Origin of the sequence: Variovorax palleresanus (assembly GCF_051144945.1) — a bacterium.
Classification (GTDB): Bacteria; Pseudomonadota; Gammaproteobacteria; order Burkholderiales; family Burkholderiaceae_C; genus Variovorax; species Variovorax paradoxus_S.
The window spans coordinates 2,407,996-2,426,669 of record NZ_JBJNVP010000002.1 but is presented as its reverse complement, the minus strand read 5'-3'; the positions used below and the strand labels follow the sequence as shown (position 1 = coordinate 2,426,669).

Here is an 18,674-nt window from a genome sequence, read left to right as displayed (position 1 = left end):
ATGAAGTTGAATAAACGTAAATCAAAGCCTAGGGAGAGAGCTTTCATGAAACTGATCGGATCGGCCGCCAGCCCTTATGTGCGCAAGGTGCGCGTGGTGCTGGCCGAAAAGCGGCTCGACTACCAGTTCGTGATCGAAGATGTCTGGGCTGCCGACACCACCATTGCCCACTCCAACCCGCTCGGGAAGGTGCCCTGCCTCATCATGGAAGGCGGCGACGCGATGTTCGATTCGCGCGTCATCGTCGAATACCTCGACACCCTGTCGCCCGTGGGCAAGCTCATTCCGCAGCAGGGCCGCGAGCGCGCCGAAGTCAAGACCTGGGAAGCACTGGCCGACGGTGTCATGGACGCCGGCGTGCTCTGGCGCCTGGAAGCCACGTGGACCGGCCGCAGCGACGGCGAGCGCAGCGCGGCCTGGATCGAACGCCAGCGCGCCAAGGTCGAAGGCGGCATCGCCGCTATGGCCAAGGGGCTGAACGACAAGCCCTTTTGCAGCGGCATCCACCTGAGCCTGTCCGATATCGCCGTGGGCTGTGCGCTGGGCTGGGTCGGGCTCCGCTTCCCCGAGATCGACTGGCGCAGCCAGCACTCCAACCTGGCAAAGTTGTACGACAAGCTGCTGCTTCGGCCCAGCTTCATCGACACCCAACCATGAAAAAAGGCGCCTCTGGCGCCTTTTTCGTTTCAGGGCGCCTGTGTTGCGGCGCCCCGCCCCGGAGGGAAATACAAAAATGCTGCGAGGCGCCCCGACGCGAAGGAGGGAGGGAGGGAGGAGGAGAAGAATCGCCTCGGGATTTCAACCAGACAAGACGCCCAGAAGACCTCGCAACATGAAACCGGAGGGCATTTGCTGCCCACGCTCGATATGAGCACAGTGTGCCAGCCCGGTTCCCCCTCCAGTGGTAAACGTTTGTGACGACTGGTTTGCGCCCAGCGCGTCAATGCGCGGCCAGCTGGCTCTCGATGACCTTCACGAAGGCCGCCTCGTCCGGTGCCGTCATGCTCGACCAGGCCTGGACCACCTTGCCGTCCCGCCCGATCAGGTATTTGTAGAAGTTCCACTTCGGCGTGGTGCCGGAGGCCAGCGCCAGCTGCTTGAACAGCGGGTTGGCGCTGGCGCCGCGCACCGACGATTTGGCGAACATCGGAAACTTCACGCCGAAGGTGCTTTCGCAGAAATCAGCAATTTCCTTGTTGGAGCCCGATTCCTGCGAGAAATCGTTCGAGGGAAAGCCCAGCACCACCAGGCCGCGCGAGCGATATTTGTTGTCCAGCGCTTCCAGGCCCTTGTATTGCGGGGTAAAGCCGCAGAAGCTCGCGGTATTCACCACCAGCACCACTTTTCCGGAGTACTGGCACAAATCTTGGGGTTTTTCGTCCTGCAGCCGCGGGAAGGTGTGTTGCAGGGTTGCGGGACAGGCGGTGGCAACGCCGTCGGCAGGGGCGGCCGATGCCGCTGCAGCAGGGGCCGCGGAAGGGGTCTGGGCACCCGCCGTCCCGAGGGCAAACAGGCATGCTGCCAGTGCGGCGGCCGGAGTGCAGCGCCTGGGCGCCGACAATCGGGAGGGGGTTCGCATGGGGGCTCCTGATACAAAAATGGGGGTGTGAATCCGTGCCGCCAGGCAAGCACGTATTCGCATCATCGCGCGTCTGTCATCGACGCGCCAAACGGGCCGACTAAAATCGGCGGCCTTAGAAAGATTTTGATGCTTTATCCGGAACTCTTCAGACAACTCGAATCTGTCCGCTGGGACATGGACAAGGACATTCCCTGGCAGTCGTTCGATGCTTCGCTACTGTCTGAAGAACAGGCGCAAACCATCAAGATGAACGCCATCACCGAGTGGGCGGCGCTGCCGGCCACCGAGATGTTCCTGCGCGACAACCGCCACGATAGCGACTTTTCGGCTTTCATGTCGATCTGGTTCTTCGAGGAGCAGAAGCACTCGCTGGTGCTGATGGAATACCTCAAGCGCTTCAGCCCCCAGCATGCGCCTACCGAGCAGGAGCTGCACGAAGTGCGCTTCGACTTCGACCCCGCGCCGCCGCTCGAAACGCTCATGCTGCATTTCTGCGGCGAGATCCGCCTCAACCACTGGTACCGCCGCGCGGCCCAGTGGCACACCGAGCCGGTCATCAAGCACATCTACACCACGCTGAGCCAGGACGAGGCCCGCCACGGCGGCGCGTACCTGCGCTACATGAAGCGCGCCATGGAAAAGTTCGGCGACGAGGCCCGGGCCGCGTTTACCAAGGTCGGCGTGCTGATGGCCAGCGCGCGCCGCACCGCCCAGGCGCTGCACCCGACCAACCTGCACGTCAACAAGGCGCTGTTCCCGAACGACACCATCCAGAGCCGCATGCCCGACCCGGACTGGCTCGAGCACTGGCTCGACAAGCAGATCAAGTTCGATGCCGTCTGGGAAAGCAAGGTCGGCGAGCGCATCCTGCACAACCTGAGCCTCTTGATGGACCGCAGCTTCAAGACCGTGCAGGAGCTCAACCGCTACCGCAAGGAATTGGCCGCATCCATCGGCCCCAAGGCCGAATACCAGGGCGCGTAGCGGCGGGCCGTTCCCCGATAATTTCGGCCGGATTGCGGGCAGTGGTGTCACAAAGACGCGTTGCCGGCCGTCTAGCCGAACATGGACGACGCCACCCTCACTTTCGATAGCCACCGCCGACGCCTTCAGGGCATCGCCTACCGCATGCTCGGCTCCGTTGCGGAGGCCGAAGAGGTGGTGCAGGATGCCTGGCTGCGCTGGCATGAGGCCGACAAGGCCGGTTTCGACAGCGCCGAAGCCTGGCTGGTCACCGTTGTCACGCGCCTTTCGATCGATCGGCTGCGCGCCGCCAAGGTCCAGCGCGAGCACTACGTCGGGGCCTGGATGCCCGAGCCCACGCTGACCGAATCGCCCGACACGCCGGAAGAATCGCTGGAGCGCGCCGACAACATCTCCGTCGCGTTCCTTGCCGTGCTCGAGCGCCTGGCGCCCGAGGCGCGTGCCGCCTTCCTGATGCGCGAGGTGTTCGACGCCGACTACGACGAGGTGGCGCTCACGCTCGGCAAAAGCGAAGCCGCCTGCCGGCAGCTGGTGCACCGCGCCAAGGCGCAGGTGCAAGAGGCGCGCCCGCGCTATCAGGTGTCGCGCGAAACCCACCAGCGCCTGCTGCGCGCCTTTGCCGATGCGGCCGCGCGCGGCAGCCTGCATGACCTGAAGGCGCTCATGGCGGAAGACGTCGAGCTCATCGGCGACGGCGGCGGCAAGGTGCAGAGCTTCAGCAAGGTGCTGCGCGGCAGCCAGCGGCTGGCGCAGCTGTACTTCGCGCTCTGGCGCCGGTTGGGCGCGGCGGTGCGCATGGAGCTGGCGGAAATCAATGGCGAGCCCGGGCTGCTGCGCTTTGTCGACGGGCAGCTCGAATCGGCGCAGACCTTCGAGATCGAGGGCGAGCGCATCGTGCGCATCCGCGCACAGCGCAACCCCGACAAGCTGGCGCGCATCGCCCAGCACTTTTCTTCGAAATAAATCGCCCGGCGTGTCACAGGGCCGGGGGCCGGCCCGTCTTCAACAGGTAGCAAGCAGATTTTTCAATCTCAACCACCTGGAGTACACGCCATGAGCAACACCGTCGCCCCCCGCCTCACCTGGTACAAGACCGCCCCCAAGGCCTTCCAGGCCATGATCGCCGTCAACGGCACCATCGAATCGAGCACGCTCGGCAAGGTGCTGATCGACCTCGTCTTTGCCCGCGTCTCGCAGATCAACGGCTGCGCCTACTGCCTGGACATGCACGTGCGCGACCTGCGCCAGCAGGGCGAAGACTGGCAGCGCATCAACAGCCTGGCCACCTGGCGCGAGGTGAGCTTTTTCAACGAGCGCGAGCGCGCGGCGCTCGACTGGGCTGAAACACTGACGCGCCTCGCCGACCGTCATGAAGCCCGTGACGCCGAGTTCGAGGCGCTCAAGGCAAATTTCAGCGAACTCGAAATCGTCGAACTCTCGATCGCCATTGCGCAGATCAACGCCTGGAACCGCATGGGCGTCGGCATGCGCTCGCAGGTGCTGGCCAAGGCGATGCCCTGAGCCCGTGTCTCCGATGCCGCCGTTTTGAAGTTGCGGCCTAGCGGCGCTCCACCACCATCGGCGCGATGCGCAGGCTCTCGCGCAACTGCGTGACGGCCTCGCCGGCCGCCGTGCGCGAGGGGAAGGGCCCGGCCTGGAGGCGGTGCGTGCCGGCTTCGCTGAACACGCGCAGTTGCGGTGCCAGCGTGGGCAGGCCGCGCGCGGCCTCGCTCAGCAGGTTCTGTGCGCCATCGCGCTCGCGGAACGCGCCAAGCTGAACCCAGAAGCCCGCCGTGGCGGCGGCGGACGAGCTTGCAGCCGTTGAACGAGCCATGGACGCCGGCGCCGCGATGGGCGCCATTGGCGGCAGCTCGGCGACCTCGATCTGCCGGGGCGATGCGGCCTCCGGTGCCGGCGGCGCAGCTTGCGCCATCAGAGGCTCCGCCGCTGTCATCGGTGTCATCGCGGTCTGCGGTGCGACCGGCATGGTGGAAGCAGCCGGCGCGTTCATCGCCACCGGCGCCACCCATGCCGAGGGAACCGGCACCGCCGCAGCCGCCGTTGCGCGCGGCGGTTGCGGGGCCGGGGCCGCCGAGGCATACGCCGTCCCCGAATCCCGCCGCCACGCGCCGGTGCGGATGTCCTCGTTCGTGATGCGTTCGATCTCCACCGGCGCCACGCCGCGCAGCAGGCCGAGCTTGAGGGCCGCCGTGTAGCTCAGGTCGATGATGCGGCCGTCGACGAACGGCCCGCGGTCGTTCACCCGCACGATCGCCTCGCGCCCGTTGGCCGGGTTGCGCACGCGCACATAGCTGGGCAGCGGCAACGTCTTGTGCGCGGCCGTCATGGCGTACATGTCGTAGGGCTCGCCGCTCGCGGTCGAGGCGCTGTGGAACTTGCGGCCGTACCACGAGGCAATGCCCGATTCGCGGAACGGCCTGTCGTCGGTGATCGGCTGGTAGCCCCGGCCCAGCACCGTGTAGGGCTTGCTGGTGCCGCCGCTGTTGCGGATGGGTTCGACGCGGGGCTCGGCATCGGGCACGCGGTCGAGGTCCGCGGGAATGTTGCTGCCGGGGCCGTCACGCCCGCCCGAACTGCCGCCAGCGCCGCCGCCGCTGCGCGGGCCGCTCGCGCAGCCGGCGAGAAGAACGGCGACAGCCACCGCGCAGGCGGCCATCGCCGATATGGCGCGGGTGCGGGTGCTGTCAGCCAAATACCGCCTTCCACAGCGCCAGCATGGCTTCGCGCTCATGGGCCAATGCGGGCGGGGTGACCTGCGTCGGCTCTTCGTTGAGCCGCGCGCGATGCTGCACGCGGCGCAGTTCGCGATAGGCCGCGGCGGCATTGCGGCCAACGGCGGCGGGCAGCAGGCCGGCTTCTTCCGCGCGCACCAGCAGCGCGATGTTGCCCACGTTGGGAATGAGTTCCCGGTGCCCGGCCGACTCCGACAGCACCAGGAACTGCACCGCGAACTCGGCATCCACCATGCCGCCCGGGCTGTGCTTCACGTCGAAGCGCTCGGCCTTCACCGGCCGTGCACCGCGCACCTTGTCGCGCATCGCGATGATCTCGGCCCGGAGTGCCTGGTGGTCGCGCGGCGCCACGATCACGGCCTCGCGCACCTGGTCGAAGCGCGCGCCCAGTTCGGCGCTGCCGAGCACGAAGCGTGCGCGCGTCATGGCCTGGTGCTCCCAGGTCCACGCCGTGTTGCTGCCGCGCCCGAGCTGGTAGCGCTCGTAGGCTTCGAAGGTGGTCGTCAGCAGGCCCGAGTTGCCATTGGGCCGCAGGGCGGTGTCGATCTCGAACAGGTCGCCTTCGCGCGTCTTCACGGTGAGCCAGTTGATCAGCTTGCGAATATAGGCCGCGTAGACCTCGCCCGCGCGCTCGTCGTCGTCCTCGTAGACGAAAACGATGTCCAGGTCGCTGCCATAGCCCAGCTCTTTGCCGCCCAGCTTGCCGTAGCCGATGATCGCGAACTGCGGCACCTCACGGTGCCGGTTGCGCACGTGCGACCAGCACCAGCGGGCGGTCACGCGCAGCGTGGTGTCGGCCAGCGCGCTCAGGTCGTCGGCCACCTGTTCCACCGTGAGCCGGCCGTCCACGTCGCGCGCCAGCGTGCGGAACACCTCGGCATGGTGGGCATGGCGCAGCAGGTTGAGCAGGCGTTCCTCGTCGGCTTCGCCGGTGCGGCTGAGCGAGGCATGGCGCGCTTCGAGTTCGCGCTCGAACTCCGCCGCCACGAAGCGGCCCGACAGCATTTCGTCGCTCGCGAGCTCGTCGATGACGCCGGGGTGCTGCATCAGATAGCGCGCCGGCCACTTCGCGGCGCCCAGGAGCCGCAGCAGCCGCTCCTGCACGGCGGGCCGCTCGACCAGCAGCGCCACATAGCTCTCACGCCGCAGCAGCGGCTCGATCCAGTCGGCCCAGCGCAAGGCGGCGTCCACGTGGCGCGGCGTTTGTCCCGGGCCGTCGCCATCGGGTTCTTTCAGCCATTGGCCGGTGCGCTGCACCAGCTGGCGCAGCCGGGTCCGCGTTTCCTCGCGCAGCGCCAGCACACGGGGCTGCTCGCACCAGTTGCCGATGCGCGCGGCAAAGGCGGGCGGCAGATCGTCGAGCAGATCGGCCAGGTCGGCGGGCGCGGCCGCCTTCTTGCCGTTGCATTTGCCGTTGCAGGGCTTCACGCCGCCGAGCAGCTTGTCGAATTCCTGCGCGACCAGCTCGCGGTGCGTGTCGAGCTGCTCGAGAAAGGCGCAGCAGCCGGCATAGCCCATGGTCTGGGCGATCCAGCGCAGATCGTCGTCGGCCACCGGCAGCACGTGGGTCTGCTGGTCGTCCAGGTACTGGATGCGGTGCTCCACGCGGCGCAAAAATTCATAGGCCGCCGCCAGCGCATCGGCGGTTTCCTGCGGCATCAGTCCGGCGCGTGCCACGCGCTGCAAGGCGTCGAGCGTCGGCCGGGTGCGCAGCTCGGGAAACTGCCCGCCGCGCACCACCTGCAGCAGCTGCACGGTGAATTCGATTTCCCGGATGCCGCCGCGCGACAGCTTGACGTCGTTGGCGCGCTCGGGCCGGCCCGCGCTGCGCCGCGCCGACTGCTCGCGGATCTGCCGATGCAGCGTGCGCAGCGAATCGAACACGCTGTAGTCGAGATAGCGGCGGAACACGAACGGCAGCACCGTGGCGCGCAGGCCTTGGGCGAGGCCTTCCGAAACGATGTCGCGCGGCGCGACCACCCGGCTCTTCATCCAGGCAAAGCGCTCCCACTCGCGGCCCTGTACCTGAAAATACTCGTCGAGGGCGTCGAGCGACACCACGCTCGGCCCCGAATTGCCGTTCGGCCGCAGCGCCAGGTCGACACGGAACACGAAGCCGTGCTCGGTGATGTCGCCCACCAGCGCATAGATGCGCTTCACGGCGCGGGAAAAGTACTCCTGGTTCGAGAGTCGGCCGCGGCCGTCTGCGTCGCCGCGGGTTTCGCCGTCCAGGTCGTACAGGTAGATCAGGTCGATGTCGCTCGACACGTTGAGCTCGCGCGCGCCGAGCTTGCCCATGCCCACCACCCAGAGCTGCGAGCGCTGGCCTTCGGGGCCGAGCGGTGCGCCATGCGTGGCGTCGAGCTCCTGGCAGGCGTCGCGGCAGGCGACATCGAGCGCGAATTCCGCGAGCTCGGTCACGGCAGTGGTCACCACGGCCAGCGGAGCCTGGGCATCGCAATCGAGCGTTACAAGCCGCTCCACCACCAGCTGTCGCACAATCCGAAGCGCATCGCCGACGCCATCCCCGCGTTCGCGCAATGCCTCGTAGGCCTTTGACATCGACTCGCGCAGCGGCGCGCCAGGGGGAAGCAATGCAAGCTCCGCCGCATACCTGCGGCGCAGGCGCTGAACGAAGCGCGAGTAAGAAGAAAACGCGACCTCGATCGCGGTGGGTGGCGTGGCTGGCAACTGGTTCACGCTGATATCGGTTTCCGTGGAACCCCTCTGAGTGCTGGCGGTCATAATTCCTGACACAGCGCGATCCTCAATGAACGACACGGCGTCTTCCCCTTCACGTCTGCTCAAGATCACCGCTGCGACGGCACGCTGGCTGTTGGGTTTACTGATCGCTGCATGGCTTCTGCTGGCACTGTCAGTGGTTGTCCTACACGCGTGGATTGTGCCGCGAATCGGCGATTACCGTGGTGCGCTCGAGGCGCAAGCCAGCAAGGCCATCGGGGTACCCGTGCGCATCGGGTCGATCACCGCCCGTTCGGACAGCCTCTTTCCCGTCTTCGAACTGCGCGACGTGGTCCTGCACGATGCCCAGAAGCGAGAAGCCCTGCGCCTCGTGCGGGTGGTGGCGAGCGTCTCGCCGCGTTCCTTGTGGCGCCTCAACTTCGAGCAGATCTACATCGAGGGGCCGCAGGTCGACGTGCGCCGCGATGTGCTCGGCAAGCTGCACGTGGCCGGCCTCCACATGGACACCGACACCACCGGAGAGACCCGCGCCGCCGACTGGTTTTTTGCCCAGCGCGAGCTGGTCGTCGAAGGCGGCACCGTGCGCTGGACCGACGAGCAGCGCCAGGCAGAGCCCCTGCTGCTGAGCGACGTGCGCTTCGTGGCGCGCAATACCGCCCGGCGCCACGGCCTCCGGCTCGACGCCACGCCGCCGGCCGGATGGGGCGAGCGCTTCACCCTGCGCGGCCAATTCCGCCAGCCGCTGCTGTCGGTGCGATCCGGCCGTTGGCAGACGTGGGACGGCCAGATCTACGCCGACCTGCCCTACATGGACGTCACCCGCCTGGGCCGCTACGTCTCCATCGACGCGCGCATCCGCGAAGGCAGCGGTGCCCTGCGCCTGTGGGCCGACATGAAGAGAGGGCAGATCGTGGGCGGCGCGGCGGACCTCGGCCTCAACCGCATCGACGCCTCGCTGGGCCGCGGCCTCCAGCCGCTGGTGCTGCGGTCGGTGACCGGCCGGCTCGCGGGCCACCGGAACGAAGAAACCTTCGAGTTCTCGACCGCGGCGCTGCAGTTCGACACCGCCGACGGCATGCGCTGGCCCGGCGGCAACCTGTGGCTGCAGCACTCGCCCGCGCAGGGCCGCACGCCCGAGCACGGCGCATTGCGTGCCGACCGGCTCGACCTGGCCGCGCTGGCCCTCATTGCCGACCGCCTGCCGCTGGGCGAGGCCACGCACCGCGTGCTCGATGCCTATGCGCCGCGCGGGCTGGTCGAGCGCATCGACCTGAACTGGCAGGGGTCGCTCGGCGCGCCGGAGCGCTACCAGGCCAAGGGGCGGGTCAGCGGCCTGCGCGTCGCCTCGCAGCCCGGGGCGCCGCAAACCGCTGCAACTGCGCCCGCCGCACCCGCTGCCGGCAAAACCGCGGGCAGCACGGCCCCGGCGCCAGAACACCCGCATGCCGGCTCGCCCGGCGTGAGCGGCGCCACGGTCGAGTTCGAGGCCACCCACGCCGGCGGCACCGCGGCACTGACAATGGCCCGGGGCACGCTCGAATTTCCGGGCGTGTTCGAAGAGCCGGTGATTCCGATCGACCGGCTCGCCGCCCAGCTCCAGTGGAAGCTCGACAAGGGCAACGCGCAGCTGCAGGTCTCCAAGCTGCGCTTCGCCAACACCGACGCCGAGGGCGAGGCCGAAGCCAGCTGGCGCACCAGCGATCCGGCCGTGTCGTCCGGGCGCGCGCGCTACCCCGGCGTGCTCGACCTGCAAGGCAAGCTGACGCGCGCCGACGGAACGCGCGTGTTCCGCTACCTGCCGCTTGAAATCCCCCAGCACACGCGCGACTACGTGCGCACCGCGGTCACCAAGGGCACGGCCAGCAGCGTCGATTTCCGCGTGCGCGGCGACCTGCACGACATGCCCTTCATGGACCCCAAGAAGGGTGAATTCCGCATCGTGGCCAAGGTGGCCGACGTGAACTACGCCTACGTGCCGCCCACGTCGGCCATTGCCGCGTCGACCGCGTCGAAGGCTGCGGCCTCCGCAACACGCACCGGCACGCCCGCCCCGGTCTGGCCGCCGCTCACCGGGCTCTCGGGCGAGCTGGTGTTCGAGCGCGCGGGCATGCTGGTGCGCAATGCGCGCGGGCGGCTGGCCGGCGCATCCGGCATCGAGGTGACCAAGGCCGAAGCTCAGATTGCCGACATGTCGCACCATGCCTCGCTGCTGCGCGTCGATGCGCAGGCCAAGGGGCCGCTTGGCGAACTGCTGCGCGTGGGCGCCCCGCTGGCCGGCGAAACCGGCGAGCTGCTGTCCCGCGCACGCGCCACCGGCGTGGCCGACTACCGCCTGCACCTCGAACTGCCGCTCGCCGCGCTGGACGCGGCCAAGGTCCAGGCCAGCATTGCGCTGTCTGACAACGAACTGCAGTTCGCGCCCGAAGCGCCGTCGTTCTCCCAGGCCAAGGGCACTGTGAGCTTCACCGAAACGGGTTTTTCGCTGGCCGGCGTCCAGGCCCGGCTGCTGGGCGGCGACATCCGCCTCGAGGGCCGCGGTCGCTTCGCCGGTGCCAACCGCGAAGTGGCACTGAAGGCGCAGGGCACGGCCACGGCCGAGGGCCTGCGCGGCGCGCGCGAGGCCGAGTGGCTCACCCGGATCGCGGCCAAGGCCAGCGGCAGCACGCCCTACGCGGTCACCTTCTCGATGCGCGACGGCGCACCCGAGTTTTCTCTCACCAGCACGCTGCAAGGCCTGGCCCTGCAGTTGCCTGCGCCCCTGGTGAAGACGGCCGACGAGCAGATGCCGCTGCGCATCGAGAAGAAGGTGTTGCAGCGCGAAACCCGCGCCGGTGTTGCCGTCGCGGTGCAGGACCAGCTCTCGCTGGAGCTCGGCCGCATTGGCGCGGTCCAGTATGTGCGCGACATCTCGGGCGCCGATGCGCGGGTGCTGCGCGGAAGCGTCGCCATCGGCCTCGCACCGGGCGAAACCGCCAGCGTGCCCGACAGGGGCGTGACGGCCAACGTCAACATCGCCAAGCTCGACATGCCCGCATGGCAAGCCCTGGTGGGCGACGCGGGCACCAGCACCGGTGCGGCCGAGGCGCCGGGCGGCACCGAGGACGCGGCCATGAGCTACGTGCCCACGCGCATCGCGGTGCGCGCGCAGCAGCTCGGCATTGCGGGCCGCACGCTGCACAACGTGGTGCTCGGCGGCACGCGCGAAGGCACGCTCTGGCGCGCCAACATCGACGCCACCGAGCTCAGCGGCTACGCCGAATACCGCCACGCGCAGGCCGGCCGGCTCTATGCGCGGCTCGCGCGGCTCAAGATCGCGCCGGCCGAGGCCACGCAGGTCGAAGCGCTGCTCGACGAGGAGCCGGGCACGCTGCCCGCGCTCGACATCGTGGTCGATGATTTCGAGCTGCTGGGCAAGCGCCTGGGCCGTGCCGAAATCGACGCCGTCAACCGCGGCGGCGCGGGCCGCGAATGGCTGCTCAACAAACTGAGCTTCACCATGCCCGAGGCGAACTTCACCGCCAAGGGCACCTGGGCCGCAAGCTCGGTCACCACGCCCGGGCGGTCCGAGCGGCGGCGCACGGCCATGACCTTCACGCTCGACATCTCGGACGCCGGCAACCTGCTCACGCGCTTCGGCATGCCCGGCGTCTTGCGGCGCGGCAGCGGACGGCTCGAGGGCGACGTCCATTGGCGCGGCTCGCCGTTCTCGCTCGACTACCCGAGCCTGGGTGGCCAGATCCAGGTCAACGTCGAATCGGGTCAGTTCCTCAAGGCCGATCCCGGCCTTGCCAAGCTGCTCGGCGTGTTGAGCCTGCAGGCGCTGCCGCGCCGGCTCACGCTGGATTTCCGCGATGTGTTCAGCCAGGGCTTCGCCTTCGACTTCATCCGCGGCGACGCGAGAATCACCAACGGCATCGCGAGCACCAACAACCTGCAGATGAAGGGCGTCAACGCCGCCGCGCTGATGGACGGCTCGGCCGACATCGTGCGCGAGACGCAAGACCTGCGCGTGGTGGTGGTGCCCGAAATCAACGCCGGCACCGCCGCGTTGGTGGCCACCGCCATCAACCCGGCCATCGGCCTGGGCACCTTCCTCGCGCAGTGGGTGCTTAGCAAGCCGCTTGCTACCGCCGCCACGCAGGAGTTCCACATCGAAGGCACCTGGGCCGACCCCAAGATCGCCAAGGTGCCACGATCCATCCTGCCGAACGCCTCGGCCGTTCCCGCCCCGCCCGCGGGCGGTGCAGGCAAGAAAACGGAGACCACGCAATGAAAGTCGCAGCCATCCAGATGGTGTCGGCCATCGCCCGCGAAGCCAACCTCGCGCGTGCGCACGGCCTGCTCGCCCAAGCCGCCGAGGCCGGTGCCGAGCTGGCGGTGCTGCCCGAGTATTTCTGCATGATGGGCGCGCGCGACACCGACAAGCTGGGCCTGCGCGAAACCGCGGGGGCCGGCGCCGTGCAGGGCTTTCTCGCCGATGCGGCGCGCGAGTTCGGGCTCTGGATCGTCGGCGGCACGCTGCCCATCGAGACCACCGACGCCGAGCACGTGTTCAACAGCTCGCTGTGCTATTCGCCCGATGGCCAGTGCGTGGCGCGCTACGACAAGATCCACCTGTTCTATTTCGACAACGGCACCGAGCGCTACGACGAGCGCCGCGTGATCGCACCGGGCGCCACGCCCGTGGTGTTCGACCTGCCCTCGCGCGACGGGCACCGCTGGCGCGTGGGCATGAGCGTCTGCTACGACCTGCGCTTTCCCGAGCTCTATCGCGCGCTTGCCAGGCAGGGCGCCGAGCTGCTGCTGGTGCCCAGTGCCTTCACCCGCACCACGGGCGCCGCGCACTGGGAGGTGCTGCTGCGTGCCCGCGCCATCGAGAACCTGGCCTGGGTGGTGGCACCCGCGCAGGGCGGCACGCACGAGAACGGCCGCCAGACCTGGGGCCAGTCGATGGTGGTCGACCCATGGGGCACGGTGGTGGCGCAGCAGGCCAGCGACGAAGGCATGGTGCTGTTCGACATCGATGCCGGGCAGATCGAGCGCGTGCGCGCCCAGTTGCCGGTTCTCTCGCACTGCGTACTCTAGCGATGGAGGATGCCTTGCACGTCGCACCGCCGCGGTGGGCGCTGTCCGCGTTCGCGCGCCTGCGGTCGCTGTGGCAGCGCTGGTTTCTCTGGCTGATCCTGGCCGTCCTGGTGTCGGCCTTGCTGATCACCGTGGTGTGGCTCGCGGGGCGGCACGAGGTCGAGCAGGTGCAGGCGGCGCTCGACCGCGACACCGCCGATGCGGTGTCCGACCTGCGCAACGGCCTGCAGCGCAATGCCCAGAGCCTGCGCGCCACGCAGGCCTCCGGCCTGGACCGCACGCACTGGCCCGAAGCCGCGGCCAGCCTGCTGCGCGAGCACCGCGAATGGCTCCGGCTCGAGTGGCGCGACGCCGCGCTGCGACCGCTGGAGGCCGTCAACACGCCCTACCGCATGCGGCTGATCGGCGAGGAGAGCCGCGGGCCCGACCAGTCCGACGTGGCGCTGGCCTGCGCGGCCGCGCGCAAGCTCGGCGCGCCGGCCTATTCGCCGAGCCACTACGTGCCGATCCTCGGCGGGGGCGGCGTCGAGGTGATGGAGCTCTGCGTGCCCATCGATGCGGGCGGCTTCCTCGTGGCCAGCTACTCGCTGCGCGACACGCTCGTCGAGCTGGTCGGCCCCACGCTCACGCGCGGGCAGGAGGTGGCATTCACCGAAGCCGACGGCACGCGCCTGGTGGCGCTCGGCACGTCGCGCCGAACGGGAACGCGCGTCTTCACCTCGCAGCAGCTGATCGACCTGCCCGGTGCCGCGCTGATGCTGCGCGTCGATGGCTGGCGTGCCGCGCCCGATCTGTTCCCCAACGTGCTGACCGCGCTGGTCACGGCCATTTCCATCGCGCTGGTGTCCGTGCTGGTGCTGCTGGCGCGCGACACGCGCCGCCGGCTGCGCGCGGAGCGCGACCTGGCCGATGCGCTCGCCTTCCGCAAGGCGATGGAAGATTCGGTCATCACCGGCCTGCGCGCGCGCGACCTGCAGGGGCGCATCACCTACGTGAATCCCGCGTTCTGCGAAATGGTCGGCTTCAGCCCCGAGGAGCTGATGGCCGGCAGTGGCGAATCGATCGAGGCCCCCTACTGGCCGACCGAGTTGGCGCACGAATACCAGCAGCGGCAGGCCCGGCGGCTGGCCGGCGGCATGCCGCCGCGCGAAGGCTTCGAGTCGGTCTTCATGCGCAAGGACGGCACGCGTTTTCCGGTGCTCATCTTCGAAGCGCCGCTGATCAATGCGCAGCGCGTGCAAACCGGCTGGATGAGCGCCTTCATCGACGTCAGCGAGCAGCGCCGCGTCGAAGAACTCTCGCGGGCCAGCCAGGAGCGCCTGCAGGCCAGCGCGCGGCTCGCCACCGTCGGCGAAATGGCCTCGCTGCTGAGCCATGAGCTCACGCAGCCGCTGGCCGCTATTGCCAGCTATGCGACCGGCTCGCTCAACATGCTGGGCCCACATGCCAAGGGCGAGCAGGCCGAGGTCGCCATGGCGGTGCGGCGCATTGCCGAGCAGGCCGACCGTGCCGGCCAGGTGATCCGCAGCGTGCACGACTTCGTGCGCCGGCGCGACCGCACGCGCGAGGCCGTCGCACCGCAGGCGCTGATCGATGCGGTGCTGCCGCTGGTGCGGCTGCAGGCGCGCAAGCTGGGCGTGAGCATCGAGGTGGCGCTCGAAGACGGCTTGGCCAAGGCCATGTGCGACCGCACGCTGGTCGAACAGGTGCTGTTGAACCTGGCGCGCAATGCGATGCAGGCGATGGACACGGCGGACAACACTGGCGACCGGATCCTGCGGCTGCGCGTGGCGCGCGTCGTGGCCGTCGGCGGCCCGGGCGCGGAAGACGCGCGACGCTGGCTCGAGTTTTCGGTGGCCGACTTCGGCAGCGGCATCAGCGAAGAAGTGGCGAGCCGTCTCTTCACGCCGTTTTTCACCACGCGGGCCGACGGCATGGGGCTCGGCCTCAGCCTGTGCCGCACGGTGGTGGAGCAGCATGGCGGCGTGCTCGTGTTCGAGCCCAACAGCCCCCGGGGCACCGTGTTCCGGTTTACCCTGCCAAGTACATGATTCACCCCCAGGCTTCGCGCTCGTTTCTGGAATCGATATGCAACCGCTGATCGACGGTCTCATCTTCATCGTGGACGACGACGCCAGCGTGCGCGAGGCGCTGGCCTGGCTGCTGCGTTCGCGCCGCCTCGAGAGCGAGCACTTCGCGAGCGCGGAGGCTTTCGAGCAGCGCCTGGCCGAGGGTCCGCTGCCCGAGCAGCCGCTGTGCCTGCTGCTGGATGTGCGCATGCCCGGCACCAGCGGCCTGGTGCTGTTCGACCGGCTCGCGGAACGCGGCCTCCTGGACGCCATGCCGGTGATCTTCCTGACGGGCCACGCCGACGTGCCGACCGCGGTGGACGCGGTGAAGCGCGGTGCCTTCGATTTTTGCGAGAAGCCGTTTTCCGACAACGCCTTGGTCGACCGCATCGAGCAGGCGCTGGGCGCTTCGCTCCGGGCGCTGGAAGTGCAGCGCGCGCGCAAGAGTCTGGCCGGACGCGTTGCCGAACTGACCGAGCGCGAGCGCGACGTGATGCGGCTCGTGGTCGAGGGCCTGCCCAACAAGCTGATTGCCGATCAGCTGGCGATCAGCGTGCGCACGGTGGAGGTCCACCGCGCGCGCGTGTTCGACAAGATGGAAGTGAAGTCGGCGGTCGAGCTGGCCAACCGCCTGCGGGATCTCTAGGAGATCAGACCTTTTCCGCGACGAAGATCTCGACGCGGCGGTTCTGGGCACGGCCAGCCGGCGTGCTGTTGTCGGCCAGGGGTTCGCGCGAGCCGCGGCCGTCGGTGGTGATGGCCGTCGTCGAGACGCCACGGCCCACCAGGTGGTTGCGCACGCTGTCGGCGCGGCTCACCGAGAGGCGCTCGTTGCCTTCTTCGCTGCCGGTGTTGTCGGTGTGGCCCACGACGCGCACGCTGGCCGCGGTGGCGCTGCGCAGGCCTTCGGCCACCTTGTCCAGCACCTGGGCGAGGTTGCGCTTCACGTTGGCGCGGCCCACGTCGAACGAGAGTTCATTGGGAATCACGAGATGCAGCTGGTTGTCCGTGGTCTGCTCGATCACCACGCCCGTGCCCTTGGTCGAGTTTTCGAGCTCGGTCTTGAGCGAGGCCAGGCGCGCGGTCCAGCTGTTGGCTGGTGCGGCCGCCTGTGCAGCCGGCGCTGCGGCCGACCCTGGCGCGGGGGATTGCGAGGCGCACCCCACAACGAACAATGCGGCCGCAGCCGCACCCGAAACAACAAACTTCCTCATGAGTTTTCCCTCTGAATTGACATTGAAACGATGGCGATGAGCGCCGGCCGCTCCCGCCCGGCCGGCTTTTTTCTTTTTTTTGATCTGTCTTTTTATCTGTCGATGTGTTCGGTCAGCCGCGTGGCGCGCGCTCGCCCACGTAGATTTCGACGCGGCGGTTCTGCGCCCGGCCGGCGTCGCTGTTATTGTCGGCAATCGGCTCGCGCGAGCCGCGTCCTTCGATGCGGAAAGCCGCCGTGCTCACGCCACGCGTCACAAGATAGTCGCGCGTGCTTGCGGCACGGTCGACCGACAGCGGGTTGTTGACTGCGTCCGAGCCGGTGGCGTCGGTGTGGCCGATGATGCGCACCTCGGCATTCGGGTTGTTGCGCAAGCCGCTCGCGAACTGGTCGAGCACCGGCGCGAAGTTGGACTTGATGTTCGAACGGCCCACGTCGAAGGACACGTCGCTCGGGATCTGCAGCTTGAGCTCGTTGTTCGGGGTTTGCGTTACAGCAATGCCGGTGCCCTGGGTGGCGGCTTCCATCTGGCGTTTCTGGTTTTCCATGCGCTGCGACCACAGGTAGCCGCCGAGTGCGCCGGCTGCGGCACCCACCACGGCACCGGTGCCGATGGCGCCGCGGTTGCCGCCAGTGGCGGAACCGATGGCCGCGCCGCCCAGTGCGCCAATGCCGGCGCCGATGCCGGTGTTGCGCTGGGTGTCGGTCATGCCGCCGGCACATCCGGACAGGACGAGAGCGGCGGCGGTGGTGGCGAGTACGAACTTTTTCATGGCAATCCCTTTCAAGGTTGAATCAGGCGGGACAGCTTAGCGTCGGCGAGCACGCGATGGTACGGCCTTCCTGCCTTGGAGGAAAGAGGAAAACCTTCTGCAAAGCCCCGTGAATACTGCGATGATTGCTACTAAAGTAATAGCTGATAGCCTGTTCTCCGACACTCCACGCCGACTTTGGGCTACGCAAGGAATTCACGGTTTCGGCGGCGGGTCCTTTTCGGCGGAGCCGTTGTCGTCATGGGCGGCCTCGTCCTCATCCTGCAGCTCACCCTTCTTCCGACCCGAAAACATGGTCCACCAGACGATCAATATCAATACGAGCCCGGCCCCGAGGGCTTCAAGCAAAATCAGACCCATGAGAAATGGACTCCAGTGGCTGGTTGGGCTCGCGATCGTAGCAACGCTGGCCGGCTGCTCGGTTGGCCCGCGCGTGCCCGACACACCGGCGCGGCCCACCGCCACACCCCCGCGCGACCTCGGGCCGCTGACCGGCTCGCTGGCGCATCCCAAGAGCCGATGGGTGCCGGTGGGCTGGTCGGAACTGCCGGGTTTCGGCGACGATCCGCTGCACGAAGCCTGGATTGCGCTGCTCGCCAATTGCGCCCGGCCCAACGCCGCCTTTGCGCCGCTGTGCCGCGACGTGCGCCAGCTGGCCATCGCCACGCCGGAAGAACAGCGGCAGTGGATGACGGAGAGGCTCCAGCCCTACCGGATCGAGTCGCTCGCGGGTTCGAGCGAGGGCAAGCTCACGAGCTACTACGAGCCGGTGTACGAAGCTTCGCGCGTGCCCACCGCCACCTTCAGCGTTCCGATCTACCAGGCGCCGGAGGGGCTGGTGCCGCGCCGCGCCTGGTACACCCGGCAAGAGATCGAAACCCTGCCGGAGGCGCAGGCGGCGCTGCGCGGCCGCGAGATCGCGTGGATGGCCGATCCCATCGACGCGCTGATGCTGCACATCCAGGGCTCCGGGCGGCTTCGCATCACCGAGGCCAACGGCGTGCAGCGCACCGTGCGCGTGGCGTTCTCGGCCACCAACGAGCAGCCCTACAAGAGCGTTCAGCAATGGCTGATCTCGCAAGGCGTGGCCAAGATCGGCAAGTGGCCCGACGACACCAAGGCATGGGCGGCGCAGAACCCGCAGCGCGTGTCGCAGCTCTTGTGGAGCAATCCGCGCTACGTGTTCTTCCGCGAGGAAACCATGAGCGAGCTCGACGCGGCTTTCGGCCCCCGCGGCGCGCAGGGCGTGCCGCTGACGGCGGGGCGTTCCATTGCGGTCGACCGCGAGAGCATTCCTTATGGCACGCCGGTGTGGCTTGCGTCCAGCGGCCCCGCGGCCCAGTTGCAGAAGCTGGTGGTGGCGCAGGACACTGGCAGCGCCATTGTCGGGGCGGTGCGCGCCGACTATTTCGCCGGCACCGGTGCCGACGCCGGCCGCCTCGCTGCCAGCATGAACCAGTCGCTGCGCCTCTGGGCCCTCTGGCCGAGGCAGCTGCCCGCGCCCTGAAGGGG

General features: G+C 68.5%; 15 protein-coding genes. 9 read left to right on the top strand and 6 right to left on the bottom strand.

Annotated elements, in window-relative coordinates:
* The first annotated feature begins 45 nt into the window (after positions 1-45).
* A complete protein-coding gene (locus ACJ7Z0_RS15355; RefSeq protein WP_434790505.1) occupies positions 46-657 on the top strand; it encodes a glutathione S-transferase N-terminal domain-containing protein in 612 nt (203 codons plus the stop codon).
* A gap of 283 nt (positions 658-940) precedes the next feature.
* Here ACJ7Z0_RS15355 and ACJ7Z0_RS15350 read toward each other — a convergent pair whose 3' ends face one another.
* The gene (locus ACJ7Z0_RS15350; protein ID WP_434790504.1) at positions 941-1,579 is read right to left on the bottom strand and encodes a glutathione peroxidase; all 639 of its coding nucleotides are present in this window, start codon (positions 1,577-1,579) and stop codon (positions 941-943) included.
* 129 nt (positions 1,580-1,708) lie between these two features.
* On the opposite strand from ACJ7Z0_RS15350, the gene ACJ7Z0_RS15345 reads away from it, so the two are divergent.
* From ACJ7Z0_RS15345 to ACJ7Z0_RS15335, 3 genes are all read left to right on the top strand, one after another.
* Positions 1,709-2,566 (top strand): ferritin family protein, encoded by an 858-nt coding sequence (locus ACJ7Z0_RS15345; RefSeq protein ID WP_055807583.1) that lies wholly within the window; start codon positions 1,709-1,711, stop codon positions 2,564-2,566.
* An 81-nt stretch (positions 2,567-2,647) separates the two neighbouring features.
* The gene (locus ACJ7Z0_RS15340; RefSeq protein ID WP_434790503.1) at positions 2,648-3,529 is read left to right on the top strand and encodes an RNA polymerase sigma-70 factor; all 882 of its coding nucleotides are present in this window, start codon (positions 2,648-2,650) and stop codon (positions 3,527-3,529) included.
* Between the two features lie 90 nt (positions 3,530-3,619).
* Positions 3,620-4,087, top strand: coding sequence for a carboxymuconolactone decarboxylase family protein (locus ACJ7Z0_RS15335; RefSeq protein WP_434790502.1), 468 nt, complete (start codon positions 3,620-3,622; stop codon positions 4,085-4,087).
* Positions 4,088-4,124: 37 nt separating this feature from the next.
* Here the strand turns inward: ACJ7Z0_RS15335 and ACJ7Z0_RS15330 are convergent, their stop codons facing one another.
* Together ACJ7Z0_RS15330 and glnE are read right to left on the bottom strand one after the other, a co-directional pair.
* Positions 4,125-5,279, bottom strand: a complete 1,155-nt coding sequence (locus ACJ7Z0_RS15330; protein ID WP_434790501.1) for a septal ring lytic transglycosylase RlpA family protein — start codon at positions 5,277-5,279, stop codon at positions 4,125-4,127.
* Positions 5,272-8,064 (bottom strand): bifunctional [glutamate--ammonia ligase]-adenylyl-L-tyrosine phosphorylase/[glutamate--ammonia-ligase] adenylyltransferase, encoded by a 2,793-nt coding sequence (gene glnE, locus ACJ7Z0_RS15325; protein ID WP_434790500.1) that lies wholly within the window; start codon positions 8,062-8,064, stop codon positions 5,272-5,274. The genes ACJ7Z0_RS15330 and glnE overlap by 8 nt, the downstream gene beginning before the upstream one ends.
* Positions 8,065-8,089: 25 nt before the next feature.
* Here glnE and ACJ7Z0_RS15320 point away from each other — a divergent pair, with 25 nt between their 5' ends.
* From ACJ7Z0_RS15320 to ACJ7Z0_RS15305, 4 genes are read left to right on the top strand one after another with little or no spacing between them, the layout of a single operon-like run.
* Positions 8,090-12,295, top strand: coding sequence for a YhdP family protein (locus ACJ7Z0_RS15320; protein WP_434790499.1), 4,206 nt, complete (start codon positions 8,090-8,092; stop codon positions 12,293-12,295).
* Positions 12,292-13,107, top strand: coding sequence for a carbon-nitrogen hydrolase family protein (locus ACJ7Z0_RS15315; RefSeq protein ID WP_431126473.1), 816 nt, complete (start codon positions 12,292-12,294; stop codon positions 13,105-13,107). The genes ACJ7Z0_RS15320 and ACJ7Z0_RS15315 overlap by 4 nt, the downstream gene beginning before the upstream one ends.
* A 2-nt stretch (positions 13,108-13,109) precedes the next feature.
* Positions 13,110-15,158 (top strand): two-component system sensor histidine kinase NtrB, encoded by a 2,049-nt coding sequence (locus ACJ7Z0_RS15310; protein ID WP_434790498.1) that lies wholly within the window; start codon positions 13,110-13,112, stop codon positions 15,156-15,158.
* Positions 15,159-15,195: 37 nt separating this feature from the next.
* The gene (locus ACJ7Z0_RS15305) at positions 15,196-15,822 is read left to right on the top strand and encodes a response regulator transcription factor (RefSeq protein WP_434790497.1); all 627 of its coding nucleotides are present in this window, start codon (positions 15,196-15,198) and stop codon (positions 15,820-15,822) included.
* Between the two features lie 4 nt (positions 15,823-15,826).
* On the opposite strand, the gene ACJ7Z0_RS15300 is transcribed toward ACJ7Z0_RS15305, so the two are convergent.
* The 3 genes from ACJ7Z0_RS15300 to ACJ7Z0_RS15290 form a co-directional block, all read right to left on the bottom strand.
* On the bottom strand, positions 15,827-16,390 hold the full coding sequence (locus tag ACJ7Z0_RS15300; RefSeq protein WP_431126479.1) for an OmpA family protein: 564 nt from the start codon (positions 16,388-16,390) through the stop codon (positions 15,827-15,829).
* 112 nt (positions 16,391-16,502) lie between these two features.
* On the bottom strand, positions 16,503-17,162 hold the full coding sequence (locus ACJ7Z0_RS15295) for a YiaD family glycine zipper/OmpA-like lipoprotein (RefSeq protein ID WP_434790496.1): 660 nt from the start codon (positions 17,160-17,162) through the stop codon (positions 16,503-16,505).
* Positions 17,163-17,357: 195 nt separating this feature from the next.
* Complete coding sequence (locus tag ACJ7Z0_RS15290; protein WP_434790495.1) at positions 17,358-17,522, bottom strand: hypothetical protein; 165 nt, start codon at positions 17,520-17,522, stop codon at positions 17,358-17,360.
* On the opposite strand from ACJ7Z0_RS15290, the gene mltA reads away from it, so the two are divergent.
* Entirely contained in the window at positions 17,521-18,669 is a 1,149-nt protein-coding gene (mltA, locus tag ACJ7Z0_RS15285) for a murein transglycosylase A (protein WP_434790494.1), read from the top strand. The genes ACJ7Z0_RS15290 and mltA overlap by 2 nt on opposite strands.
* Positions 18,670-18,674 lie beyond the last annotated feature (5 nt).